Annotated in this window: 18 protein-coding genes; 13 read left to right on the top strand and 5 right to left on the bottom strand. The window is 73.4% G+C overall.

The genetic code is table 11. From position 1 onward, the window contains the following. Window positions 1-2: 2 nt before the first annotated feature. Entirely contained in the window at window positions 3-1430 is a 1428-nt protein-coding gene (locus OJ962_RS11315) for a hypothetical protein (protein ID WP_202954170.1), read from the bottom strand. Window positions 1431-1540: 110 nt separating this feature from the next. Here OJ962_RS11315 and OJ962_RS11310 point away from each other — a divergent pair, with 110 nt between their 5' ends. Next, complete coding sequence (locus OJ962_RS11310; RefSeq protein ID WP_202954169.1) at window positions 1541-2041, top strand: hypothetical protein; 501 nt, start codon at window positions 1541-1543, stop codon at window positions 2039-2041. A 54-nt stretch (window positions 2042-2095) separates the two neighbouring features. Here OJ962_RS11310 and OJ962_RS11305 read toward each other — a convergent pair whose 3' ends face one another. Together OJ962_RS11305 and OJ962_RS11300 are read right to left on the bottom strand one after the other, a co-directional pair. Then, complete coding sequence (locus OJ962_RS11305; RefSeq protein WP_202954168.1) at window positions 2096-2626, bottom strand: hypothetical protein; 531 nt, start codon at window positions 2624-2626, stop codon at window positions 2096-2098. Next, window positions 2623-3021 carry a hypothetical protein gene (locus tag OJ962_RS11300; protein ID WP_202954167.1) on the bottom strand — a complete coding sequence of 133 codons (399 nt, stop codon included), beginning with the start codon at window positions 3019-3021 and terminating at the stop codon, window positions 2623-2625. Before OJ962_RS11300 ends, OJ962_RS11305 begins: the two co-directional genes overlap by 4 nt. Before the next feature lie 146 nt (window positions 3022-3167). On the opposite strand from OJ962_RS11300, the gene OJ962_RS11295 reads away from it, so the two are divergent. The 4 genes from OJ962_RS11295 (at window position 3168) to OJ962_RS11280 (ending at window position 5558) form a co-directional block, all read left to right on the top strand. After that, window positions 3168-3716: an RNA polymerase sigma factor gene (locus OJ962_RS11295; protein WP_270006346.1), complete on the top strand. Its 549-nt coding sequence runs from the start codon at window positions 3168-3170 to the stop codon at window positions 3714-3716. Next, complete coding sequence (locus OJ962_RS11290; protein ID WP_202954165.1) at window positions 3713-4348, top strand: hypothetical protein; 636 nt, start codon at window positions 3713-3715, stop codon at window positions 4346-4348. Before OJ962_RS11295 ends, OJ962_RS11290 begins: the two co-directional genes overlap by 4 nt. A gap of 12 nt (window positions 4349-4360) precedes the next feature. Then, on the top strand, window positions 4361-4705 hold the full coding sequence (locus OJ962_RS11285; RefSeq protein ID WP_202954164.1) for a putative quinol monooxygenase: 345 nt from the start codon (window positions 4361-4363) through the stop codon (window positions 4703-4705). Window positions 4706-4814: 109 nt separating this feature from the next. Then, window positions 4815-5558 (top strand): CHAP domain-containing protein, encoded by a 744-nt coding sequence (locus OJ962_RS11280; RefSeq protein WP_202954163.1) that lies wholly within the window; start codon window positions 4815-4817, stop codon window positions 5556-5558. 45 nt (window positions 5559-5603) lie between these two features. Here the strand turns inward: OJ962_RS11280 and OJ962_RS11275 are convergent, their stop codons facing one another. After that, on the bottom strand, window positions 5604-7127 hold the full coding sequence (locus OJ962_RS11275) for an LVIVD repeat-containing protein (protein ID WP_270006345.1): 1524 nt from the start codon (window positions 7125-7127) through the stop codon (window positions 5604-5606). A 216-nt stretch (window positions 7128-7343) separates the two neighbouring features. On the opposite strand from OJ962_RS11275, the gene OJ962_RS11270 reads away from it, so the two are divergent. Together OJ962_RS11270 and OJ962_RS11265 are read left to right on the top strand one after the other, a co-directional pair. Then, on the top strand, window positions 7344-8273 hold the full coding sequence (locus OJ962_RS11270; protein ID WP_202954161.1) for a sigma-70 family RNA polymerase sigma factor: 930 nt from the start codon (window positions 7344-7346) through the stop codon (window positions 8271-8273). A 30-nt stretch (window positions 8274-8303) separates the two neighbouring features. Beyond that, complete coding sequence (locus tag OJ962_RS11265; protein WP_202954160.1) at window positions 8304-9680, top strand: MFS transporter; 1377 nt, start codon at window positions 8304-8306, stop codon at window positions 9678-9680. Here the strand turns inward: OJ962_RS11265 and OJ962_RS11260 are convergent. After that, complete coding sequence (locus OJ962_RS11260; protein WP_202954159.1) at window positions 9677-10393, bottom strand: hypothetical protein; 717 nt, start codon at window positions 10391-10393, stop codon at window positions 9677-9679. The two genes, OJ962_RS11265 and OJ962_RS11260, sit on opposite strands and share 4 nt — an antisense overlap. A gap of 131 nt (window positions 10394-10524) precedes the next feature. On the opposite strand from OJ962_RS11260, the gene OJ962_RS11255 reads away from it, so the two are divergent. The 6 genes from OJ962_RS11255 (at window position 10525) to OJ962_RS11230 (ending at window position 24779) form a co-directional block, all read left to right on the top strand. After that, window positions 10525-13218: a helix-turn-helix transcriptional regulator gene (locus OJ962_RS11255; protein ID WP_202954158.1), complete on the top strand. Its 2694-nt coding sequence runs from the start codon at window positions 10525-10527 to the stop codon at window positions 13216-13218. 75 nt (window positions 13219-13293) lie between these two features. Next, window positions 13294-15021 (top strand): Vgb family protein, encoded by a 1728-nt coding sequence (locus tag OJ962_RS11250; protein ID WP_202954157.1) that lies wholly within the window; start codon window positions 13294-13296, stop codon window positions 15019-15021. After that, window positions 15018-16694 carry a CHASE2 domain-containing protein gene (locus OJ962_RS11245; protein ID WP_238931536.1) on the top strand — a complete coding sequence of 559 codons (1677 nt, stop codon included), beginning with the start codon at window positions 15018-15020 and terminating at the stop codon, window positions 16692-16694. Before OJ962_RS11250 ends, OJ962_RS11245 begins: the two co-directional genes overlap by 4 nt. A 62-nt stretch (window positions 16695-16756) precedes the next feature. Then, on the top strand, window positions 16757-17149 hold the full coding sequence (locus tag OJ962_RS11240) for a cupin domain-containing protein (protein ID WP_202954155.1): 393 nt from the start codon (window positions 16757-16759) through the stop codon (window positions 17147-17149). Beyond that, window positions 17146-17826, top strand: coding sequence for a response regulator (locus OJ962_RS11235; protein WP_202954154.1), 681 nt, complete (start codon window positions 17146-17148; stop codon window positions 17824-17826). Before OJ962_RS11240 ends, OJ962_RS11235 begins: the two co-directional genes overlap by 4 nt. Before the next feature lie 77 nt (window positions 17827-17903). Further along, window positions 17904-24779 carry a right-handed parallel beta-helix repeat-containing protein gene (locus tag OJ962_RS11230; RefSeq protein ID WP_202954153.1) on the top strand — a complete coding sequence of 2292 codons (6876 nt, stop codon included), beginning with the start codon at window positions 17904-17906 and terminating at the stop codon, window positions 24777-24779. Window positions 24780-24781: the final 2 nt, after the last annotated feature.

Raw genomic sequence — 24781 nt, 5'->3', positions numbered from 1 at the left:
CCCTAAGGCAGCGCGTAGTCCTCCGGCAACTCGTGCCCGTTCTTGGTCAAGAACTCCCGGAGCATGTCCTGCCGCCGCGGCTTAGGCACCTTCGAGTACGCATCCGGGAGCAGCGCGTCCTTCCCCACCCACGTCGCGTAGTGAATGGACAGCGCGTCGGCGAACGTCCCGTGGGACGCCGTGCGCGCGAACTTGCCCATGTCGGGGTCGACCCAGATCGGCGCCGTAGCCCAGATCGGGTTGCCGGCGGACCCCTGCTGGCTGTGGAGCGGCTTGAGCTTCGGCGGCGTGTTCGTCGGGGCGCCGAGCTGCTGGTGGAGCGCGTCGACGTGCTGGATGTTGCCGCCGAACTCGGGCTTGGAGTGGCTCATGTCGCCGACGTAGGAGACCAGGCTGTTCTTGGCCGCAAGACTCCGGAGCTTGTCCAACAACGGCCCGCGGACGCCGAACTGGTTGGAGCCGTAGGCCGTGTCGACGTTGAACGGCTTGTCCTCGTTGCCCTTCTCGGTCGCCTCGTCCTCGCTGACGGCGGCGCCGGAGATCTCGAGCCAGAGCTCGTTGGGCACCAGGAAGGAGCGGACGACGGGCTTGGCGCCGCGCGCGAACTTCTCGATCGGGTACTTGTAGAACCACTTGAGCTGGCGCAGCGGCTCGGCGGACAGCCACATGATCGGGTGCTTGCTGGCGGCCTCGGCCTTGGAGGCGTCCTTGTCCTCGCCCTGGTCGCGGCCGGTGTGGATGGCGATGGCGCCGGTCTCCGGGTCCTGGTGGACGTCCTTGTGGGTGATCTTGCCCGTCTTGTCGGGCCGGGCCTCGGCCCAGAGGGCGCTGTAGACGCGGACGTGCGGGACGCCTTCGACCATCTCGATGCCGACGATGCCGCGGTGGATGGCGGTGTCGCCGCTCTTGTTGGGCGCGAGGAATTGGGTGTCGCCGGGCGCGATCTGGGGGTCGGTCGAGTCCGCGCTCCGGTGCTGTGACGGCTGGAGCGTCTTGGCGTCGCCCTTGAGGCTGTCGTCGGCCTTCATCTCCTCGAAGTTGGTGTTGATCAGCTGGCCGATGCGCGCCTGGGTGGCCCACGGAGCGACCTGGCGCTCCATGAAGCGCCGGACGGCCCTGACCTTGGCGTTGCGTTCCTTCTTCTCGCGCGCCTTGATCGCGTCCTGCTCGCGCAGCCACTTGGCCTTGTGCGGGCGGCCGGTGCGATCGGACCGCTTCTGGTCCCACTTGTTGTGGTGATTGCCGTTGCGGCTGATCTGGGCGCGGTCGGCGCGGAGGCGGGCAACCGCGGCCTGGTTGCCGGCGCTCTGCTGGAGCGCGAGCATCGCCTCCGGGCTCAGCTGCTCGCGCCGCGTGTCGGGCGGCGGGTCCGCAGGCCGTCGGGTCGGCTCGAGGTCCGCGGCGACCTCCGATGCACGGACGCGTTCCACACCGCGAACCTAACTGGCACCGGTTTCTGGGTCGGGTTCGCGCGGTGACTTCGCACGGCCGGATCGCCCTCCGGCGTCGCGCCGCACCATCACGAGCTATGTTCGGTGTCGTGAAGACGCTGCGTTCGCTTGTCCCCGCCACGGCGGTCATCGCGCTCATCGCGCCCGCGCCGGCGCTGGCCCAGACCGACGGCAGCACGGGGATCGAGGCCAACGTCCCGAGCGTGCTCGAGCTGATCATCACGCAGCCGAAGTCGGCCAGCTTCACGACGTTCCCGAAGGCGCGGACGTACTCGACGTCCTTCCGGGTCGCGGTGACCACGTCGGACGCCGCGGCGCGCCTCTCGCTCGCCGACGGTGAGGTCGCCAGCGGGTCGAAGAAGGGGCGCCTGGCCGCCGGCCGGAAGCTGCTGCCGCTGCCGCTCGAGGCGCGCGTCGGCAAGTCGCCGTTCGCGCCGCTCAGCACGCCGGTCGAGCCGCAGCTCTCGCGCTGGAACACCGCGGTCGCCCGTGCGCAGGCCACCGTCAATCTCCGGCAGGAGATCGAGAAGAAGGCCTCGGGCAACTACCGCAAGGTGCTGCTCGTGACGCTGTCCTCGGACACGCCGTAGCGCCGCACCAAGAGCCCGCCGCCACACCGGGCAGCGGCGGGCCCTGCACGTGCGCTACCGGGTCGGTGGCAGCCCGCGGGACGAGGCGTACTCCACCTCGCGCGCCCGCGCGGCGTCGCAGTCGGCCAGCACGCCGTCGAGCAGCGGACCGCCGCCGACGATCTCCTTCAGTACGCCGCCCTCCTCGGTGCCGCGCCAGGCCGGCCACGACGGGACCGTGGCGAGCACACGCTCGGCGACGCCGACCTCGCGTCCGTCGCGCCGGGCACGCAGCCACTGGCAGACGGCGTTGTACTCGAGCACCGCGGCGATCTCCGCGCGCCCGAACTGGCCACCGGCCTGCTCCCAGCGGATGCCGCTGAACGTCCCGCCCGCGGGGAGCGGGACCGCCGCGGCGTGCGCATCGGCGACCAGACGGGCCCGCTCGGCGGGCACCGGCTCCGAGACGATCCGGGCCGGGGCGCTCGCGAGCGTGCTCGCGAGCGTAAGGGCGTCGCCGCTCGCGCCGGCGCCGTGCCCGGTGGCCGCGGCGACGGTGCCGGCGGTGAGAGCGGCGACCAGCGCCGCGCCGATGAAGCGCTTCATCGCTTCAGCCTCCCGTCGTGGTTGTACATCGCGCCCGAGCCGATCGCGGTCCGGCCGCGCAGGACGAAGCAGGCGCCCGGGCTGCCGGAGAACAGGTTCAGGTAGGACGTGTTCCCGGCCGCGATCGAGCCGCCGCCGAGGTAGTAGAGGTCCATGCAGGTGTTGCCCGAGATGACCGTGGTCTTGGCCGGGCTGTCGAGCCAGCGGAACGCGGCCCAGCCGTCGCCGGACTGGCTGATGTGGAACTGCGTGCCGCCGCCCCAGGCGCTGACGGACTCGGTCAGATTCCAGTCGGTCAGATCCGTGAGCACCTGCGCACGGGCAGGCGCGGCTCCGGCTCCGAACAGGGCGCAGACGAGCGCGAGCACGAGCCCGCGACGAACGCGTCGGTCCATGGTGTGTCCTTTCAGTTGAATGGACCGGTGCGCGCTCCGGCGAGGCGTAACGAGCCCGTGGCTCAGGGTTTTGTGACCGGGTAGGCTCGGCCTCGAAGGTGCGGCCCCATCGTCTTCGTCTCTCCGGTCGGTCGACCAGCCTGCTGGTGCGCGCGCGCGAGGACCCGCGGGAGTTCGCCGCGTTCTACGCCGCCTACTCCGAGCGGGTGCTGAGCTACCTCGTGCGCCGGGTCCTGGACCCGGACACGGCCTTCGACCTGCTGTCGGAGACGTTCGCGAAAGCGCTCGAGCGCCAGGACCAGTTCCGCGGCCACAACGCCGAGCAGGAGCAGGGCTGGCTGTTCGCGATCGCGCGCTCGGAGCTCTCCCACTTCTGGCGCTCGGGCAAGGTCGAGCGCGCCGCGGTGGAACGGCTCGCGATCACGGTCCCGGCCCTCAGCAGCACCGAGTTCGAGCGGATCGAGTCGCTGGCCGGGCTGAGCGCGCTGGACCTGCCGCTCTCGCGCGCGTTCGCCGCCCTCCCCAGCGATCAGCGTCAGGCGATCGAGCTGCGCGTGCTCGACGACCAGTCCTACCTGGAGATGGCCGAGACGCTCGGCGTCAGCGAACCCACGGCCAGGGCACGCGTATCGCGCGGGCTGCGGGCGCTGGCGCGCGCGGTCGGCGAGGCGGCGCTCGTGAAGGACGCGGCATGAGCGACCCGGCGCGGCGCGCGCACGAGCAGCTCGGCGAGGAGCTCGTCGCGGCCGCGGTACGCCTGCACGGCGAGGAACGGGCGGTCCGCGCGCGCCGGCGCCGGCGGCGCCGTGGCATCGCGGCGCTCGCAGTCACGGCCGTGCTCGGGGCGGGAGCGGTCGCGGGTGCGGCGCGGCTGATCGGCGTCGGCGAACCGCTCAACGACCCGTCGCCCGCGGTCCCGCGCTATCAGCCCGACGGCGGCCCGACCCTGGTCGCCCAGCAGTTCGACCGCGAGCGCAACGTGGCCTGGGGCGTCGGCGTCTACACCGGCAAGGACGGGCTCGAATGCTCGATCGCGGGCGCCGTGCGCGGCACGCAGCTCGGACGCATCGAGGGCAACGCGTTCCGGCCGTACGTCGGCGACTACGCGGGGTCCTGCGGCGATCTGAGCCAGCAGAAGCTCACGATCGACATCCTGCGCTCGCAGGGCCGCTCGATCGTCTTCGGCCGCGTGCGCCCGGGCACGCGGGTCGTGGTCGCCGAGCACGACGGCGACCGACGCCGCGCCGAACCCGGCGCGGGCGGCGGGTACCTGTTCATCTTCGACGGCGAGCTCGCCTTCGACGACGTGGATGTCAGGCCGGATTGAGAGACTTCCGGCGTGCCCGAGCCCGTCCTCGCCATCACCCGCATCCACGGCATCGCCGGCCGCCGCGACGACCTACGCGCCCTCATGCGCACCACCGAGGCCGCGGTGGCGGCCGAACCCGGCTGCCGCGCCTACCGTTTCGCCGCCACGCTCGACGACCCCGACGAGTACCTGCACGTGCAGGAATGGGCAGACGAGGAGGCGTGGGCCGCGCACCAGCGCTCCACCGCGTTCAAGGCCTACCAGCAGGCGCTGTTCGAGCTGCTCGCGCGCCCGTCGGAGATGACGGTGCACCGCGACATGCGCACCACCCGCCCAGCCCCGTCCGGCCCGCCGGACCCGCGCGCGCTCGACTGACGCGAATTGTCAGGCCGCGAACACACCGAAACCCGGGGACTCTGCAGCGGTCAGGCATAGCTGACCCTGGACTTGACCCGTCCGGGCGGCCAGGCGCACCATCGCCGCCATGCACGAGCTGCGCACCGGCGACACAGGCGAGGCGGTCCGCCTCCACCAGGAACACCTGAACGCCCGCCTGCGCGCCCACCGCGACACGCCGATCGAGGTCGACGGTGAGCTCGGACCGATCACGCTCGAGCAGACGGCCTACGCGGCCTGGTTCCTGGGCGCGCTGGACGGCACGGTCGAGAAGGTCCGGGGCGGCCTGATCACCGTCGGCGTGCAGGAGATCGTCGCCGACCCGAAGGTGCGCAACGCTCAGCAGCGTGAGCGCGCCCGGGCGCGCCGGGACGTCCACTTCGGCAACCTGCGCGAGCGCGCGTACAAGGTCGCCGAAGGGCTCGTCGGCGTGATGGAGATCGGCGGCAACAACGCCGGCCCGATGGTGTCGAAGATCATCGTCGCCAACGGCGGCGCCGGGCCGGAGCCGTGGTGCGGGGACTTCGTCGCCTACTGCTACCGCAACGCGGGCTCGCAGGGCGTGGACCGCGTGTGGGCGTCCGTCCGCCAGCTCGGACTGGACCCGGACGTGCACCAGACGCCCGACCCGGAACGCGGCGATCTCGTGCGCTTCAGCTTCGACCACGTCGGCCTGTTCGTGCGCCGCGTGGACGCGAACACGATCGAGACGATCGAGGGCAACACCGGCGCATCGGGCGCCGTGTCGGACTCGCGCCGGGGCGGCGACGGCGTCTACCGCAAGCACCGCGCGGCCAGCCTGGTCACGGACTACCTGCGCGTCGAACGATGAGCACCGGCGCCCCGAGCGGGCGCCGGTACCCAAGACGGAGCTCGCCTAGTACTCGAACAGCGGGCAGACGAGGCCCGTGCCGTCGACCGCCAGCGACGAGACGGGCTCCGGCGACGCCGCGTTGCTCGGCAGGTTCGGAGCGGTGACCTTCTTCATCGACGCGGCTGCGTACGCGCCGCCCTTCTTGAGGCGCAGGACCTCGACACCGCGATTCATGTCGAACACGTACACGAGGTCGCCCTTGCGGCGGTCGCTACGGAACGCGATATCCCACGTGTTCGAGCTTTCGTTCGCCGTCGTGGACGCGACGCGGAAGTAGCCGACCTGGCGCACGTCACGCGCGTCGGAGATGTCGATGAGGCGCGTGCCCTGGGCGTACCAGCCAGCGCCGAGCAGCGGGCCCTCGATCTCGAAGTAGTGCGCCGAGCACCCGGTCGGGCCCGTCGACGTCTCCGGCGAGTCGATGAACGGATGGAACGTGTCCAGCGCCTTCATCCGGTACGGCTTGTCCAGCCGGGACTGCTGCGCGCCCTCGCCGCCCCAGGAGTCGGTCAGGTCCGACAGGACGATCTTGCCGCTGTTCTGGCACGGCTGCGTGAAGTCCTCCTCGGTGCCGACGAGGACGTTGCCGCGCTTGACGCCGGCGGCCCGCACCGAACCGTCGGTCGGGCGGCCGGAGTTGTGCATGAGCATCACGGGCTGTGCCGTGCCGGCGACGCCGCCGCCGCCCACGAGCACGGGCTCGAACGGCGTGGCCCTGCGGTACTGGTTCGTGTATGGGTCACGGTGGTAGCCGGAGGTCGCGTAGCCGCGGATGCCGCCGCGTCCGCTCACCCAGGCGATGCCCTCGTCGTCTTCGTCGACGTCGTGGGAGTAGTCCGTGTAGCCGTCGTTGCGCCAGATGTCGACCGGCTGGTCGGAGACCTCGGGCCTGTACGGGTTCGTGAGGTCGGTGACCCAGATCGGCCGGCCGTCGCCCACGTCACGCGTGTAGTTCCACGGCGTGGGGTCGAGCGGGCCGAGGATCGGCCCGAGCCACGCCTGCTCGGGGTTCACGACGCGCGGGCGGATCTCACCCGACGGCAGACGCGCCGGCGGCGTGCTGCGGGCCGGGCCGCCGGTCCAGATGTACTTGCAGCCCTGGATGCAGCTCGACGTGTGCCCCGAGGGCAGCTCGACGAAGTCGCCGATCTGCCGCATCTCCGCCGGGTTCGCGTACGAGATGACGTAGAAGCCGGACTTGCAGCCCGCGAGCGCGACGCCGCCACCGGCCGGGCACTGCGACTGGTCGATCTCGGTGTGGCGAGGATCGAGCGCGCCGATGATCAGCTTGCGCTTGGTGTCGAGCTCCATGTCCTCGTTCTGCCAGTAACCGTTCGCCGCCAGCTCCGGCGGGAGGAACTCGTCCAGCAGCTTCGGCTTCGCGGGGTCCTCGACGTCGTACGTCTTGAACCCGAACCGGCCGGTGATGACGAGGATGTCCTTGCCCCGGACCGTGTCGAACTTGCCCTCGGTGATGCCCCGAGCCTCGGGCGAGCGCCCGACGTACTCGAGGTTCGACGAGACCACGGCGCCCTCCGGAAGCGGCGCTGCCGCCTCGGACGGTGGTGTCGCCGAAGCGCTCGCCGGTAGCAGAAGCAGTGCGCCCGACACGACGGCTGCTCTCCCCAACCCTCTCATCCGCCCCTCCTTAGTTGCCCATGGCGGTTGAGCGAACCTACTAGAACCCCGTCCCCGCGAGAAACCCTCACTGCCGACCGGGCGGGACGGCCTAGAGTTCCCCGTGTGCGCGAAGACGATCCGCTCGGTCCGTTCCGCTCCGAGCTGCGCGCCCACTGCTACCGCATGCTCGGCTCCCCGCACGACGCCGAGGACGTGCTGCAGGAGGTGAGCCTGCGCGCCTGGCGCGGGCGCGAGCGCTTCGAGGGCCGCTCCTCCCTACGCACCTGGCTGCACACGATCGCGACCAACGCGTGCCTGAACGAGCTCGACCGCAAGGAGCGGCGGGTGCTGCCGGTCGAGGTCTCCCCCGCCTCGACCGAGGCGACGCCGTACGAGGAGGCGAGGCACGAAGTGCTGTGGCTGGAGCCGTTCGCGGACGCGCCGGACGAGCGGGCGGCGGTCGCCGAGACCGTCGAGCTGGCGTTCGTGGCCGCCGTCCAGCACCTGCCGCCCAACCAGCGCGCCGCGCTCCTGATGTTCGACGTGCTCGGCTTCTCCGCGCAGGAGATCGCAGACGCGATGGAGACGACGCGCGCGTCCGTGAACTCGGCCCTGCAGCGCGCGCGGGCCCTGGTCGAGGAGCGCCTGCCGCCGATCAGCCAGCAGGCCACGCTGCAGGCCCTCGGCGAGCAGGGCCAGCGTGAGCTGGTGGAGCGCTACACGCGCGCGCTGGCCGACGCCGACGTGGACGGGCTGCTCGCGCTGCTGACCGAGGACGCGACGTGGTCGATGCCGCCGCTGCCGTCCTGGTACGAGGGGCACGACTCGATCACCGCGTTCCTGCTCGAAGGGCCGTTCCGGCATCGCTGGCGCCACGTGCCGGTGCGCGCGAACGGGCAGCTGGCCGTGGCCTGCTACTGGGAGGCCGAGGGCGCGTTCACCGCGCACGTGATCGACGTGCTGGACGTGCGCGAGGACCGGATCGCCGCCGTGACGGCGTTCATCGGCGCCGAGCACTTCCCGCGCTTCGGGTTGCCGCCGACCGTGCGATGAACGTCCGGGCCCGGCCCGGTCGGTCCCGGTATGAGCTCCAACCGAATCCTCGCGCTGATGTGCGGCGTGGTGGTGATGACGGTGATCGATCTCGCCATCGTCAACACGGCGCTGCCGTCGATCCAGTCCGACCTGCGCGCCGACCCGGCCGACCTGCAGTGGGTGGTGGTGATCTACGGGATCTTCGTCGCCGGCTTCCTGCTGCTCGGCGGCCGGCTGGGCGACCTGGCGGGCCACCGCCGCGTGCTCATGGCCGGCGTCGCGGTCCTGGCCGCCGCTTCGCTCGTCGGCGGCCTGGCGGGAACGCTCGAGGCGCTGATCGCCGCGCGCGCCGCCCAGGGCCTCGGCGCCGCGCTGGCCGCGCCGAACGCGCTCGCGATCATCTCCCACACGTTCGCGGAAGGACCCGAGCGCAACCGGGCGATGGGGATCTTCGGCGCGGCCGGCGGGTCGGCGGCCGCGTTCAGCTCCGTGCTCGGCGGCTTGCTCGTTCAGGGCCCCGGGTGGCCGTGGGCGTTCTTTCTCAACGTGCCGATCGGGGTCGTCCTGCTCGCGCTGGTGGCGCGGCTCCCGGACGGCCAGGCGCGGGCGCAGCGGGCGCGCACCGACGTCGGCGGCGCGTTCGCGCTCACGCTCGGGATGATGGCCGTGGCCTTCGGCGTGCACCAGACGATCGAGCACGGATGGCTGGCGTGGGCGTCGCTGGCGCCGCTGCTGGGCGGGGTCGCGCTGCTCGCCGGGTTCGTGGGGCACGAGGGCCGTGCCGCCGCCCCGCTGGTCCCGCTCGCGACGCTGCGGCGGCCGGCGTTGGTGTGGGCGAACGTCAGCACGGGCCTGCTGTGGGCGAGTTTCCTGGGGCTGATCTACCAGCTCACGCTGTTTCAGCAGCAGGTGCAGGGCTGGTCGCCACTCGCCTCGGGAGCGGCCACGCTGCCGATCGCGTTCCTGTCGCTCGGCGTCTCCGCCGCGGTCGCGCCGCGCTGCGTGAACCGGATCGGCGCGGCGCGGACGATCGCGCTCGGGCTGGCGATCATGGGCGCCGGGATGCTGCTGCTCGCACGCGTGCCCGAGCAGGCGTCCTACGTGACCGATCTCGCGCCGAGCTTCGTGGTGGTCGGGCTCGGGCTCGGCTTGGCGGAGATGGCCGCGCCGCTCGCCGCGCTCGCGGGCGTCCGCGGGGACGAGGCCGGGCTGGCGGGCGGGGCGGTGGAGACCGCGCGCGAGCTCGGCGGTTCGCTCGGGCTCGCGCTGCTGGTCTCGATCGCGCTGGGCGCGGCGGTCGACGGCACCGACGCGTTCCACCGCAGCGTGCTCGGCGCCGCGGTCTTCGCCGGGCTCGGCGCGGCGGTCGCGCTCGTCCGGCTCGACCGCAGCGCGGCTGGTCTCGGTCGGGCTTGCGACGGCTAGCGGCGGATCACCGTCGTCGGGAACGGGAGCACGAAGAACGGACCGAAGACGGTCACGCCCGGCTGGCCGAAGCGCGTCGCCGTCTGGTGGCAGGTGCCCTCGTCGACGATGTTGTGCTTGGCCTGGCCGGTGCGCAGGTCCACGCTCACGCGCCCGACGAGCGAAGCACGGTCGCGCACGCGGCCGCGCGCGTCGACGATGTAGGCGTGGATCGGGTTGGTCGAGGTGAACGACCGGCCCGGGTCCAGCTCCTCGTGCGCGAGGTCGGACATCAGCAGCCGGAAGCGCTCGCCGTTCTGGTTGACCACTTCCGCGTCGAGCGTGCCGACGAACGTGAAGATGAACGGGAAGCCGAACGCAGCGGGGTACGGCGCCGGGCGCGGGCCGGGCGCGGAGTTGCGGATCACGCGCTTGAACGCGGCCGGGGCCGCGAGGGTGTAGGTGCCGTTGTCGCACTGGATCGCGGGCACCGTCGTCGGCAGGGTCTGCTCGTCGCGGACGATGTCGTAACCGGCCGACGGGATGCCGAAGCGGCGGTCGTCGATGTGCGTGTACAGACCGAACTGCGTGAGCCCGACCACGAACCCCGGGCCGTCGACGACCGTGAACAGGCGGTTGTCCACGATCCGCATGTCCGATCGCCCACCTGTCGCGGCCGCGGTGCCCACAGGCAGCAGGCTCAACGCGACGACCAACCCCAGCAAGCGCTTCATGGCACTTCCCCTCCCGGACGTTGATGACGGCCCCCGACGCTACAGGCCTCTCACGATGCCTTCATGCGCCGAACGGTGATTCTGCGTCACCCGTTCGGTGGCGCGCGACCCGCTGACACAATCAGTGGGCAGTGATCGACGCGGGCCCCAACACGCTGCTCGAGCGCGGGGCCGAGTTGGCCGGGCTCTCCGCGCAGCTCGGCGCTGCCCGCGCCGCCTCCGGGTCGGTCGCGGTGCTGGAGGCGCCCGCGGGCCAGGGCAAGACGGCGCTTCTGCGTGTCCTGCGCGGCGAGGGCGGCGAGCAGGGCTTCCGCGTGCTGACCGCGACCGGCGGCCCACTGGAGCGCGACTTCGCGTTCGGGATCGTGCGCCAGCTGTTCGACGCCGAGCTGCACGGCGCGGACGAGACGCGCCGCGAGCGGCTGTTCGCCGGCGCCGCGCGGCTGGCCGAGCCCGTCTTCGCCAGCGCGCACACGCAGGAGGCGCAGGACCCCGCGCACAGCACCCTGTACGGGCTCTACTGGCTGGCCGCGAACCTCGCCTCCGAGCAGCCGCTACTGATCGTGGTGGACGACGCGCACTGGGCGGACGCGCCGAGCCTGCGTTTCCTGGACGCGCTCGCGCGGCGGGTGGAGGACCTCCCGGTGCTGCTCGCGATCGGCGCGCGCCCCGCCGAGCCCGGCGCGGAGCAGGCGCTGATCGACGGGCTGGCGACCGCGCCTGCGACCCGCGTGCTGCGCCCGCAGGCGCTGTCCGCATCCGCGGTGAAGGCGTTCGTGCACGAGCGGCTGGACGCGGAGCCCGCGTTCGTGGAGGCGTGCTTCGAGACCACGCGCGGCAACCCGCTCCTGCTGGCGGAGCTGCTGCGCGCCACGGCGTTCGAGGGCCGTGCCGACGAGGCCGACCGCGTCCGCACGACGGTACCGCGCACGATCGCCGCCCGCCTCCGGAGCCTCTCACCCGCCGCGCTGGCCGTCGCGCGCGCCACGGCCGTGCTCGGCGACGCCACCAGCCTGCGGCGCGTCGCCGCGCTCGCGCGGCTGGACGAGGCGCAGGCCGCCTTGCAGCTGCGCGCGCTCGCGAACGCGAACGTGATCGACGCGGCCGACGCGCGCTTCGTGCACCCGATGATCCGCGAGACGGTCGAGGCGGATCTGGGCGCGGAGCGCTCGCGGCTGCACCACGAGGCGGCCCGGCTGCTGCACGAGGACGGCGCGCTGGACGGCGTCGTCGCCACGCACCTGCTCGCCACCGAGCCCACCACCGACCCGTGGGCGGCTGAGATCCTCGCGAACGCCGGTCGGCGCGCGCTCGCGGAGGGCGCGCCGGACGTGGCGCTGCGGCTGCTGGGCCGCGCGGAGCCCAAGGACGCGTCGGTCCAGCTCGCGCTGGGGCTGGCGCAGTTCCGCGCGGGCGAGGACCCGCTGCCCGCGCTCGACGCCGCGGCGGCCGATCCCGACCTGGCCGTGGAGGCCACCAAGCTGGCCGCGACGGCGCTGATCCTGCGCAGCGAGCCGCGCGCCGCGGCCGCCCGGCTGCGGGCGACGCTGGCCCTCACGCCGCCGGTGCGGCGGGGCGAGCTCGAGGACCAGCTGGTGGAGGCGCTCGCCTACCGGGACGACGACGCGCAGGAGTACCACGAGACGGTCGAGGCCCACGCGCACACGAACCGGCCGACGGTCCTCTGCCATCTCGCCCACCTGCGGGCGATGGCCGGCGCGCCGCGCTCGGAGGTGCTGCCCGCGTGGCGGCGCGCCTTCGCGAACTCGACCGTGTTCGCGCGCCTCGGCGTGGAGCGCTTCGCGGCGCTGTGGGCGATCGAGGCGCTGCACGCCGTGGAGGCCGCCGACGAGGCCAAGGAGGCGACGCGCGCCCTCAGCGACCTGACCGACCGCGCCGGCTCGCGCTCCTCGTCGGGCGCGAGCGCGTGGATGGAGGCCCGCTGGGAACGGCGCTTCGGCCACCTGCGGCGCGCGGAGGACCTCGCCCGCCACGGGCTGGAGCTCGCGCAGGGCGCGACGATCCCGGAGCTGGCGATCGGCACCACGCTCGCCGGCGTCCTGCTCGACCGCGGCGACCTCGCGGGCGCGCGCCAGGCGCTGGCGTCGCTCCCGGACCTGGGCCCGACGGCGTCGATCTTCGGCCTCGCCGCCGTGCACGCCCGCGTGCTGCTCGAGGACGGCGAGCCCGAAGCCGCGCTCGAAGCGCTCGCCCGCCAGGAGGCCGCCGACACGGCGCGCCGGTGGTTGATCGGCCTGCGCGAGGACTCGCACGCGCTGCGCATCCGGGCGCTGAAGGCGCTCGGGCGTGAGGAGGAGGCGGTGGCGTTCGCGCAGGCCGAGATCGCCAAGGCCCGCGCCCGCGAGGCCGCGGGAGCCGAAGCCGTCCTGCACCTGGCGATCGGGGATCCGCAGCGCGCGGTCGAGGCCGCGAACCGCTCGCCGCTGCCGCTCGTGAAGGCCATCGCGGCCGCCGAGCTGGGCTTCGCGCTGCGTCGCGAGGGCCGCCGGGCGGAGGCGCGCACGCCGCTGCGGGAGGCGCGCGACCTCGCCCACCGTGTGGGAGCCACCGCGCTGGAGGAGCGCGTGCACGAGGAGCTGGTCGTCGCGGGCGCGCGCCCGCAGCGGCTGGCCTTCAGCGGCGTGGACGCGCTCACCGCCTCCGAGCGCCGCGTCGCCGAGCTCGCCGTCCGCGGGCTGCGCAACCGCGAGATCGCCGAGACGCTGTTCGTGAGCCTCAAGACGGTCGAGGTCCATCTCGGCCGCGCGTACACGAAGCTCGGCATCAAGGGCCGCTCGCAGCTCAAAGCCGCGCTCGCGACCTGAGACCGGTGCCCATATGCGCCGACATTCGGCCAATGTTGCCCGGAGCAACCGCCGGTCGGCTAGAAAGCATCAAGGATGAGATGGGTCGTCAGTCTCCTCGCGTGCGCCGGGGCCGTCCTCGCACTGCCGCAGATGGCCGCGGCGCAACGCGTGCAGCCGGTCGCAGGGCTCGCCGACGTGCCCGACGCGATCGTCGCCGGGCCCGACGGGGCGATGTGGGCGACGCTGCCCGCCGATCCCGGGCGCGTCGTGCGGATGACGCCCGCGGGCGCGGTCTCGTACGCGGCCACGGGCGGGCTCGGCGGGTTCCCGGCCGACCGGCGCCCGGCCGCGCTCGCGCGCCACGAGGGCGACCTGTGGTTCACGCTCGCGGGCGGATCGGGGTCGTTCGCGCGGCTGGGTTCCGCGCCGCTCTCGCTCGCGTACGGCCGGCCGACCGCGTTCGCGAGCGGACCGGACGGCGCGCTGTGGATGACCGTCGACGCCGCTCCGGACGCGATCACGCGCTACACGCCCGGCTCCGGGACCGAGGTCACCCATCCGATCGTGACCGAGAACCCGCGCGCGATCGTCGCGGGCGCGGACGGGGCGCTGTGGTTCACCGCCGCTCCCTGGCTCGGCCGCATGACGACCGACGGGGCCGTCAGCTACCGCTGGGTCGGCGCCGCCCCGACGGCGATCGCCCCCGGCCCGCGCGGGTCGCTGTGGTACGCGCAGAGCACGACGGTGGCATCCGTGCACGATCCCACCCCGTACGCGATCGGCTCGCCGGTCGGCGCGCTGGCCGCCGGGCCGGACGGCGCGCTGTGGGGAGCGGCGCGGGGCGCCATCGCGCGGATCGTCCCCGGCGAAGCCCCGACGGTGATCAGCGAAGGCCTCGATCCCGCGGCGCAGGGCGTGGCGCTCGCCGCGGGGCCGGACGGACGCATGTGGATGGGACTCGACCGCCCGCCGTATCTGGTCCGCGTCACGGTGCCGCCCGTCGTCGGCGAGCCCACGGCGACCGGCGACGCGGTCTCCGCGCCGGTGAACGCCAACGGCGTCGAGGGCCGCGTCAGCGCTGAGCGGCGCGAGGCCGACGGGACGTGGCGCGCGTTCGCCGACGCGCCGCTCGCCGGGGCGACCGCAGCCGTCCCGGCGCGGCTCCCGCTGACCGCGCTGGGGCCGGGAGAGCACGCCGTACGCGTCACGGCGACGACCTCCGCGGGCAGCGCCTCCTCGGAGCCGCTCACGGTCACGCGGGCCGCCGCCCCGCCGGCGGCGCCTGACGGTCCGGTGCAGGGCAGAAGCGTCGCCGTCGGCGTGCTCAGCGGCACGGTCGAGTACCGGGTCCCGCCCTCGACCGACTACGTGCGGCTCACCGGCAGCACGGTGCTCCCGCTCGGCGTCGTGCTCGACACCGAGGCCGGCAAGGTGCGCGTGACCGCGCAGGTGGACGGCCGATCGCAGTCCGGCGACTTCGACGGCGGCAAGTTCCGCGTCAAGCAGACCGCCACCGGGATGACCGAGCTCGCCCTGGCCGGGCCGCTGAGCTGCACCCGGTCCGAGCGCGCCTCGGCCGCCCAGGGCAGCAAGCGCAAAAGGAAGCGCTCGCTCTGGGGCTCTGACCGCGGCGGCTCGTTCCGCACGCGCGGCAACGGCAGCGTGGCGACGGTGCGCGGAACGCGGTGGCGCACGCAGGACACGTGCGCCGGCACCACGGTGTACGTGCGCGAGGGTGCCGTGTCGGTGTGGCCGCGGCGCGGGGGCCGCTCGGTGCTGGTGCGCGCCGGCCAGCGGCTCTTCTCCCCGCGCCCGCGATGATCCGCCTGGCGCGGGCGGCGGGCGCGCTCGTCGCGCTGGTCGTCCTCGTCGCGGCCCTCACACCCGCGCTGGAACGCGCCGAGCTCGCGACGCTCGACGCGCGCTTCGAGCTGCGCGGCACGCAACCCGTCGCCGGGCTGGCCGTCGTGGCCATCGACGAGCGCTCGTTCTCCGAGCTCGAGACGCGCTGGCCGTTCCCGCGCACGCTCCACGCGCAGCTGATCGACCGGCTGCGCGAGGCCGGCGCGCGCCAGATCGTCTACGACGTCCAGTTCACCGAGCCCTCGGAGGACCCGGACGAGGACCTCGCGCTGTACGAGGCGGTGGGGCGCGCCGGGCGCGTGGTCCTCGCGACGGGGGAAGTCGACGACCACGGCCGCACGCGCGTGCTCGGCGGTGACGAGAACCTCGCGCAGGCGGGCGGCGCTCGCGCGGCGGCCAGCACCTTCCCGACCGATCCCGGCGGCGCGATCCGCCGCTACGCGCGCCAGGACACGGGGCTCGCGACGATCCCGGCGCTGGTGGGCGCGCGGTTCGGCCCGACACCCACCGCCGAGCGCGCGCTGATCGACTTCCGCGGCCCGGCGGGCACGATCCCGACGTACTCGTTCGCGGACGTGCTCGAACGGCGCGTGAGCGAGCCGCTGCGCGGCCGGATCGTCGTCGTCGGCGCGACCGCGCCCTCGTTGCAGGACGTCCACCCCACCTCCGCTCCCGGCGACCGCCTGATGCCGGGCGCCGAGCTCCAGGCCAACGCGATCTGGACCGCGCTCGAAGGCAACCCGCTGCGGCCGGTGGCGGGCTGGCTCGCGTTCCTGATCGCCGTGCTGCTCGCCGGCGTGCCCGCGGCCGGCGTGCGCCTCCTGGGCCCGGTGCGCGGGAGCGCGCTCGCCGCCGCGGGAGCCGCGCTGTTCGCGGTCGGCGCGCAGCTCGCGTTCGGCGCCGGGCTCGTTCTCCCCGTCGCCGTCCCGCTCGTCGCGCTCGCGTGCACGCTGGCCACCGCGCTGCTCGTGCGCGCCGTCGCCGAGCGGTCCGAGCGCGCCGCCGTCAGCCGCCACCGCGACGAGCTCGAGGCGGCCGTGCACGCGCGCACCAAGGACCTCGTCGAGACCCAGCTGGAGGTCGTGCTCCGGCTCGCGCGCGCGGCCGAACTGCACGACGACGACACGGGCGAGCACATCGACCGCATGAGCCGCATGTGCGGGGAGGTCGCGCTCGAGCTCGGCCTGCCGCCCACCCGCGCCGACACGATCCGCTACGCCGCGGTCCTGCACGACATCGGCAAGATCGGCGTCCCGGACGAGATCCTGCGCAAGCCCGGCGGCCTGACCATCGAGGAGATGGCGGTCATGCGCCGCCACGTGGTCGAGGGCTCCCTGCTGCTGGAGGGCTCGCCCTCGCCCGTCCTGAAGGTCGCCGAGCTGATCGTCGACACCCACCACGAGCGCTGGGACGGCACGGGCTACCCCAACGGCCTCAAGGGCGAGGAAATCGCGCTCGAGGGCCGGATCGCGGCCGTCTGCGACGTCTTCGACGCGCTCACCCACGAGCGCCCGTACAAGCAGGCCTGGACCGTCGAGCACGCCTGCCAGGAGATCGAGCGCCTGCGCGGCAGCCACTTCGACCCGGCCGTCGCCGACGCGCTGCTGCGGGTGGTCCGCCGCCGGCGCTAGGGGTAGATGTTGGGGTCGCCCGCTGATGAAGCGGGCGTGGGACGCCGGGAGCATCGGCGGCGATGAACCTCCCCACCCCGATCAACCTCGTCGTGCCCGTGGCGGGCTTCGCGACGCACGGCCAGTACGCGCTGGTCGAGGCGTCCGTGGCCGCGGGTACGGAGATCCCCACGCACGTCGCCCACCGCGAGGACGTCGTGCTGCACGTCCTGCACGGCGAGCTCGCCGTCAATGTCGACCGGACGCAGCAGACGGTCACCCAGGGCGCCAGCGTGTCGCTCCCGCGCGGCGTCCCGCGCAGGCTCGTGGCCACGCGCCCGAGCCGCGTGCTCGCCCTGATCGCCCCCGCTGGGCTCGAGCAGGTCCTGAACGTCATCGCCGACCCGGCCACGGACCCCGACGACCGCGCGGCGCTGCTCGCCGTCGGCGGCGTCCAGGCCCTCCCCGCCGCGTGAGCGGGCGTCCGACCCGGATCGTCCTCGTCGACGACCACGTGCTCGTCCGCAGCGGGCTGAAGGCGCTGCTGGACGCGGAGCCCGACCTCGAAGTCACCGGCGAGGCCGACAACGGCGCGAGGGGCGTCGAGGTCGCGCTCGAGCGCCACCCGGACGTCGTGCTTATGGACGTCGAGATGCCCGTCCTGGACGGGATCGAGGCCACGCGCCGGCTGCTCGCCGCCGGCTCGCGCGCTCGCGTGCTCGTGGTCACCAACCATGACGACGACCAGCTCGTGCTGCGGGCGCTGCGGGCCGGCGCGACCGGCTTCTTCCTCAAGGACGCGGCGCCGGACCGGCTCGCGGACGCCATCCGTGTCGTGGCCACGGGCGACACGCTGCTCGCGCCGCCGATCGCGCGCCGCCTGGTGGAGACGCACCTGGGCGAGACGCGCAACCACCTGCTGTCCCGCTTCGACGCGCTCACCGACCGCGAGCGCGACATCGTCCGCCGGCTCGCGCGCGGGCACTCCAACGCCGCGCTCGCGCGGGAGACCGGGCTCACGGAAGCGACGGTCAAGACCCACGTGACGCGCCTGATCACCAAGCTCGGCGTCTCGAGCCGCGTCCAAGTCGTCGTGCTCGCGTACGAGAGCGGCTTCGTGCGACCTGGCCATACGGGGGAGATCGAGCTGTGATTCAGCCTCAAGGACGAGGCCCCGTCACCGTTCGATGGACGCCAGGGCCGGTGAGCGCCCGTACGGTCGCGGACTGGATGTCCCGCCTTCTCGTTCCCCTGATCGCGCTCCTGCTGATCCTCCCCACCTCCGCCCATGCCGCGTTCGCCCCGGCCGGGACCATCGTCGTCAACTCGACCGCCGACACCGGCAAACGCTGCGACGACCCCACCGCGACCGAGTGCACGCTGCGCGGCGCGATCAACACCGCCAACGCCAACGCCGGCCCGGACACGATCACGTTCAGCCTGCTCGGCCCGGCGACGTTCAAGCCGGCCACGGCCCTGCCGGTGATCACCCAGCCCGTGACCATCGACGGGCTCGGCCAGGGCAACGTCCCCACGGTCGAGATCGACGGCAGCCTGATCGCGGAGGACATCCGCCCGACGCTGGTCGCGCGCGGCGCCGTCGCCGAGCCGTTGGACAAGCCCAAGGCCCGCGCCACCCGCGCCGACAACGACGGCGTCATCCGCTTCCTGCGCCCGTGGGGCCTGGACCTGCGCAACGCCGACGGCTCGGTCATCCGCGGCCTGATCATCCACTCCTTCCCCTACACCCAGCTCGGCCTCGACGGCACCGACCGCGCGGTCATCAAGGGCAACTGGCTCGGCCTCACCCGCGATGGCGCGGTCCAGCCGCGCAAGAGCGTCGAGGACCGGCAGATCGGCCTGACGCTCTACAACAGCGCCGAGGCGCAGATCGGGGGCGTCGGCCCCGAGAAGAACGTGATCTCCGGCAACGAGGTCGGGATCGCGCTCATGGACGCCGGCGCCAGCGCCAACACCATCTTCGGCAACTACGTCGGAGCGACCACCGACGGGCGCGGTCGCCGGCCCAACACGGAGACCGGCATTCTCCTCACCGAGCCCGTCGGCCAGGTCGGCCGCGGCACCCAGCAGAACGTGATCGCCGGCAACGTGGTGCTCGGCGACGACGACGAGTCCTGGGGCATCAGCGTCCTCGGCGCCAAGCGCACCGAGATCATCGGCAACTTCATCGGCCTCAGCGCCGCGGGCCTCGCCGAGTCGCCGACCGGCGAGCCGCTCGGCCACGACCTCGGCGTGTTCGTGCACGACTCGCCGGACACGGCGGTCGGCGGCGCCGGCGCGGGCCAGTTCAACCTGATCGCCGGCAACGGCCTCGGGGTCGAGGTCAACGGCGGCTCGCCGCGCACGACGATCACCGCCAACCGCATCGGCACCGACTACGAGGGCAAGCAGCTGGTGCCCGGCTCGGGCAACCGCTTCGGCGTCGCGATCGTCGCCGACGGCGAGAACGAGGCGCCCGCGGACGTGGCCGTCAGCGGCAACACGATCGCCGGCTCGACGGAGATGGGCATGTACGTCACGGGCGGGGCCCAGCGCACGACGATCGCCGACAACCGCTTCGGCACGGACGTCGACGGCGTCAAGAAGCTGCAGAACCAGATCGGCTTCGCGACGGGCCGGCCCACCGGCGGCGGCGAGGCGCCGGACGACCTCACCTTCGGCCCCGGCAACGTCGTCGCGGGCAACAGCACCTACGGCCTGCAGATGCTCGACGGCGAGCGCGCCGCCGTGCGCGGCAACCGGATCGGTGTCAGCGCCGACGGCAAGCCGCTCGGCAACGGCACGGCCGGCGTGCTCGTCCACGCGGACGGCACGCTCGTCGAGAACAACACCGTCTCCGCCAACGCCCAGGGCGTCGTGGTCAACGACCTCGCCGACGCCGTCCACATCCGCCACAACCGCATCGGCACCGCGCCCACCGGCGAGCCGTCCGCGCTCGACTTCGGCAACGGTGGAGCGGGCGTGCTCGTGATGGGCGACGCGTGGAACACGCGCGTCGGCGGCTCCGGGCGCGAGGACGGCAACGTCATCTCCGGCAACGGCCGCGGCGTCCAGGTCCAGGGCGACGCGCGCGAGACCACGATCCGCCAGAACGTCATCGGCCTCGACACGACCGCGACGAAGGCGATCCCCAACGGCGTCGGCGTCTCGCTCGCCGGCGGCCGCGACACGGTCGTCGGCGCGGCGCTCGGCATCGACGGGCGCAACCTGATCGCCCACAACGCCGACGCCGGCATCCGCATCAACAGCGCCAAGGCGTCGGTGATCATCGGCAACTACATCACCGGCAACGAGGGCCCGGGCGTGCGCGTCGACACACGCGTCGCCGACGGCGTGATCGGCCTGCCGGCCGACGCCGGGCCGGAGCGCTTCGACGACGTCAACTGCCGCGACACCCGCTGCAACCGGATCGAGGACAACGCCGGCCCGGGCGTGCGCGTGGAGGCCGCGGGGTCGCGGATCACCGTGCGCGGCAACCGCATGCGCGGGAACGAGGGCCTCGACGTGGACGTCGCCGGCCCCGGCGCCACGGCCAACGACCGTGCGGACCTCGACAGCTGGCCGACCACGCCCAGCGCCCTCGAGATCGTTCCGGCGACCCTGGACAAGCCGCGGCACATCGCCGGCCGGCTCGACCGCTCCGATCCGCGCGCGACGCTGATCGACGTCTACGGCTTCGCGTCGGCGGACGCGCTGCAGATGCGCCCGCGCGGCGGCGAGTACATCGCCACCGTCTCCCCCGCCGCCGACGGGACCTGGGAGCTCGAGACCGACAAGCCGTACGCCGCCTACGGCGCGGTGATGACCGACGAGCACGGCGCCACCGGCGAGCTGTCCCCGCTGTGCGGCAACGACACCGACGGTGACGCGCTGTGCGACAGCTGGGAGACGATCGGCCTCGACTACGACGCCGACGGCCGCCCCGAGCTCAACCTGGCCGACCACGGCGCGCAGGTCGGCAAGCCGGACCTGTTCGTCGAGATCGACTGGCAGGCCGGCCGCAAGCCGCACATGGCCGGGCTTATGAAGGTCAAGGAGGCGTTCGAGCTCGCGCCCCGTCCGATCAACCTGCACACGGCCACCGACGAGCAGGTCCCGGGAAGCGAGCCGATCGAGACGGTCGAGCGCGCGGCCGGACGCTACGACGACATTGTCGATCTCACCCGCGGCGACACGCCGTGCGGCGGCTTCTTCGGCACCGAGGAGGACCGCGGCGCCGAGGACTGCGAGGCGCGCCTGGCCGCGCGCAAGCTCGCGTTCCGGCACGCGATCTTCGGGCGCGCCCACGTCCGTGGCGTCGACGGCGTGGCCGACCCGGGCCACGACGCCTTCCTGGTGACGCTCGGCGAGGTCAGCCAGCAGGACATGATCGTCGCGGGCGGCAAGGGCGAGTTCGGCTGCAACGGCCAGTACGACGCGTGCGTGGCCGAGAACGAGGCCGCCACCTTCATGCACGAGCTCGGGCACACGCTCGGCCTCTGGCACGGCGGCCTGGAGCCGCACGAGAACCACGAGCCGAACTACCTGTCGATCATGAACTACCTGTTCATCACCCGTTCCGCGCTCAACCAGCGCCCGCTGGACTACTCGCGCAAGACGGCGGTGGCCCGCGACGAGGCGGCGTTCGACGAGGGCTTCGCGTTCTTCGACGAGTATCCGCAGCGGGCGGTCGAGCCGTGGAAGGAGACGCTCGTCACCAAGTACGACGCGCGCCGCGACTGGTGCAAGGTCGTCAGGGTCGGCGTGACCGAGTCCCCGGTCCAGGTCGATGACGACCCTGCGGTCGAGACCGTCGCCATGGGCCTCAACGACGTGGACGTCACGGCGGATCCGAACGGGCCTGAGGCCTGCCAGAAGCCCGAGAACCACACGGCCCTCACCGGCATCGACGACTGGTCGCGGCTGCGCTACTCGCGCCACGGGCTGCGCGGCTGGGACGACGACGTCTACACCGTCAGCGACGTGCACGAGGGCGCGGTCTCGAACGCGACCGAGCTCGCGGCCGCGATCGACGGCGACGATGACGGCGTCTACGACGACAAGGACGTCTGCACCGCGGTGGCCGACCCCGGTCAGGAGGACGCCGACAAGGACGGTCTCGGCGACGCGTGCCTGCAGTTCATCACGCAGCGCGACGTGGAGCTGACGCTCAGCACCGCTTCGGCCAACCTGCCGCTCGGCGAGCAGCGGACGGCCGAGATCGTCGTGCGCAACACCTACCCGAAGCCGGCGACCGGTGTCGTCGTCGCGATCGCGCCGCCCGCCGGCGTGAGCGTCGACACGCCGCGCTGGGAGGTCGGCGAGATCCCCGTTCGTGGCGAGAAGACGCTGACCGTCAAGCTGACCGGCACGGCCGTCGGCCGCGGCGACCTCACCGCCGAGGTCGTCGCGCTCAACGAGCCCGACTTCGACACCGAGGACCACAAGGCCGCCAAGCGCCTGACGGTGTTCGAGCCCGGCGTCGTCCCGGCGGTGTCGCTGCGGCCGTGGACCGCGCGCGAGGGCGACGACGGCACCGAGACGACCCGGGTCAAGGTCGAGCTCGAGGGCTCGACCGGCATGACCGTCGAGGGCCGGCTGCGGTCCGTCGGCGGCACCGCGACGGCGGGCGAGGACTACGACCCGGTCGACGTCCCGGTCTCGATCGCGCCGAACACCAGCGAGGCGTTCGTCGACCTCGAGCTCTACAGCGACACGCGCGACGAGGCGGACGAGACGATCGAGCTCGAGCTCAGCGGCGTCGACGGCGCGCAGCCCGAGACGGTGCGCGGCGTGGTCACGATCGCCGACGACGACGATCCGCGCCGGCCGGGCCAGCTGGCCTACCTCGGCTGCATCTCGCGCGACTACGGCGCGGGCGACTCGTGCGACCAGCGCGAGCCCAAGCTCGTCGCGCCGCGCGGCGAGAAGGCGCTCAGCACCGACGGTCGCTTCCTGTGGGTCGCCGACCAGAAGGCCATCGTGCGCCTCACCCGTGACCCCGCGACGGGCGCCCTCGGCGACGCCCGGTGCTGGGGCACGATGGAAGGTCCGGCGCGCGGTTGCGCGTCGCTGGGCGAGCTCGACCTCCAGCCGCAGGACCTGTTCCTCACGCCTGACGGCAAGCAGCTGATCGTGTCCGGCGGCACCTGGGACCAGGAGGGCAACCCGTATCCGGGTCTCCTCTCGCTCGCGCTGGACGCGAACGCCGAGCCGACGCTCACCGGGTGCGTCGGCATGGGCGCGCCCGGCTGCGACACCCGCATGCGCAGCGACGCGCCGATCCTCTCCCCGGACGGCCGGTTCCTGATCACGGTCCCGGCCGGGGTCAAGCGCAGCTTCGGCGAGATCCGGGTCTACCCGCTGCACAACGGCAAGCTCGAGCCGGCCGTGCGCTGCTACGCGCATCCCGCCGAGAACAAGCCGTGCGAGCCGCTCACGGTCGCGCTCGAGAGCGAGCCGTGGATGGCCTTCTCGCCGGACGGCAGGACGCTCGCCGTGCGGTCCAGGGATCACCTCGCGCTGCTCGGCTGGGACGAGGCGACCGGGACCCTTTCGCAGGACGGCGGCTGCGTGCGCGACGAGGGACGCTGCCGGCCCGCGACCGAGTGCCGCCGCGTCGGCAGCGAGTTCGTCTGTGACGCGCCGCCGCCATGGCTGGACGGCTGGGGACCGGTGCGCTTCGCGCCGGACGGGCGGGCGCTGTACGTGGCCGCCCAGCGCGGCGAGCGCGTGACGGCGCTGCCGCGGGTCGCGGACCGGACGTGGTCGTTCGACGCCTCCATGTGCGTCGGCAACGTGCGCTCCGACTGCGCGGTCAAGACCGACGTCGTCGACAAGGCGACCGAGATCATCACCTCGCACGACGGCGGCGACGTGTACGTCACCGGCCCGCCGGGCGGCGTGGTCTCGCTGACCGCGGACAAGGTCACGGGTGGGCTGTCGGCGCCGCGCTGCACGCTCGTGTGGGGCGGGACCGCGTCCTGCCCGGAGACGACCGGCGGTGGAGCCCGGCCGCAGCGCGGGCCCGGCAACCTGATGCTGGACCCGACCGGCCGTGACCTCTACACGTCGGGCACGATCAGCGGCAACCACTACGCGATCGCGCGCCTGCTGCGCACGTCGCGGCCGCCGGGCGCCGAGAACCGCGCGCCGATCTGCACCGACGCGGATGCCTCGGCGCGTCCGGGCGAGACGGTGCAGCTGACGCTGCGCTGCGCCGACCCCGACGGCGATCCCGTCACGGTGCGGGTCACCAGCGGCACCGGCGAGCTCGCCGGGACGCGGTTGAAGGTCAAGGCCGGCACGACCGCGGGCGTGCAGACCACCGGCTTCCGGGCTTCCGACGGGCGGGCCGACTCGCCCGAGGCGTTCGCGCGGGTGACGGTCGGCAACCCGCCGGCCTGCGCCGACGGCGCCGTGCAGGTGCAGCGGCGCGGGAGCGTGGCGCTGCCCTTCAGCTGCGACCGCGGCACGATCGAGATCGTCCAGCACCCGTCCAAGGGCGGCGTGCAGGGCACGACCTTCGTCTCCGACGGCCACGACGGCGCGGACGCCGTCCAGTACGTCTCCTACGACCCGGACACGGGCGTGCGCTCGAACGTCGCGACGATCGCGATCACCGTGCTGGCGCCTCCCCCGCCACCCGAGATCGTCGAATTCGGCACCGCTTCGCTCGAGAACGACCGCGGCGGCACCAGCCAGGGCTGCTCGGGCAGGTCGTGCCGGCCGAGCGACGGCGGCGAGCTGCCGTTCCCGATGCGCTGCAACGGCTCGCCGACGCAGACGCCCGGCACCTGCTCGGGCACGCTGGAGGCGTGCAACACCAGCGGCTGCTCGCGCCGCGCGGGCGGCACCCGCGCCGCGAACTCCGCCGCCGCGAAGAAGGCGACGCTCGGCACCGCCAAGTTCTCGATCCCGGTGGGTCAGAGCAGGACGGTCAAGCTGCGCCTGAACAAGGCCGCGCGCAAGACGCTGGCCAAGAAGGGCACGCTCAAGCTCAAGATCCACACGACGGTGAAGCTGCCGACGGGGCAGACGGTCAAGAGCGCGCGCACCCTCACGGTCAAGAAGCCGCTGGCGAAGAAGCGGTCCAAGCGGAGCTAGGG

Source organism: Solirubrobacter deserti, from assembly GCF_027587175.1.
GTDB classification, from domain to species: Bacteria; Actinomycetota; Thermoleophilia; order Solirubrobacterales; family Solirubrobacteraceae; genus Solirubrobacter; species Solirubrobacter deserti.
This window is presented reverse-complemented; position numbering and strand designations above follow the sequence as displayed.

Excerpts from the sequence above, each read along its gene's own strand:
- OJ962_RS11260 (WP_202954159.1), bottom strand. The coding sequence starts at position 10,393 with ATGAAGCGCTTGCTGGGGTTGGTCGTCGCGTTGAGCCTGCTGCCTGTG.
- OJ962_RS11230 (WP_202954153.1), top strand. The coding sequence starts at position 17,904 with ATGTCCCGCCTTCTCGTTCCCCTGATCGCGCTCCTGCTGATCCTCCCC.
- OJ962_RS11250 (WP_202954157.1), top strand. The coding sequence starts at position 13,294 with ATGAGATGGGTCGTCAGTCTCCTCGCGTGCGCCGGGGCCGTCCTCGCA.
- OJ962_RS11300 (WP_202954167.1), bottom strand. The coding sequence starts at position 3,021 with ATGGACCGACGCGTTCGTCGCGGGCTCGTGCTCGCGCTCGTCTGCGCC.
- OJ962_RS11240 (WP_202954155.1), top strand. The coding sequence starts at position 16,757 with ATGAACCTCCCCACCCCGATCAACCTCGTCGTGCCCGTGGCGGGCTTC.
- OJ962_RS11305 (WP_202954168.1), bottom strand. The coding sequence starts at position 2,626 with ATGAAGCGCTTCATCGGCGCGGCGCTGGTCGCCGCTCTCACCGCCGGC.
- OJ962_RS11265 (WP_202954160.1), top strand. The coding sequence starts at position 8,304 with ATGAGCTCCAACCGAATCCTCGCGCTGATGTGCGGCGTGGTGGTGATG.
- OJ962_RS11280 (WP_202954163.1), top strand. The coding sequence starts at position 4,815 with ATGCACGAGCTGCGCACCGGCGACACAGGCGAGGCGGTCCGCCTCCAC.
- OJ962_RS11245 (WP_238931536.1), top strand. The coding sequence starts at position 15,018 with ATGATCCGCCTGGCGCGGGCGGCGGGCGCGCTCGTCGCGCTGGTCGTC.
- OJ962_RS11290 (WP_202954165.1), top strand. The coding sequence starts at position 3,713 with ATGAGCGACCCGGCGCGGCGCGCGCACGAGCAGCTCGGCGAGGAGCTC.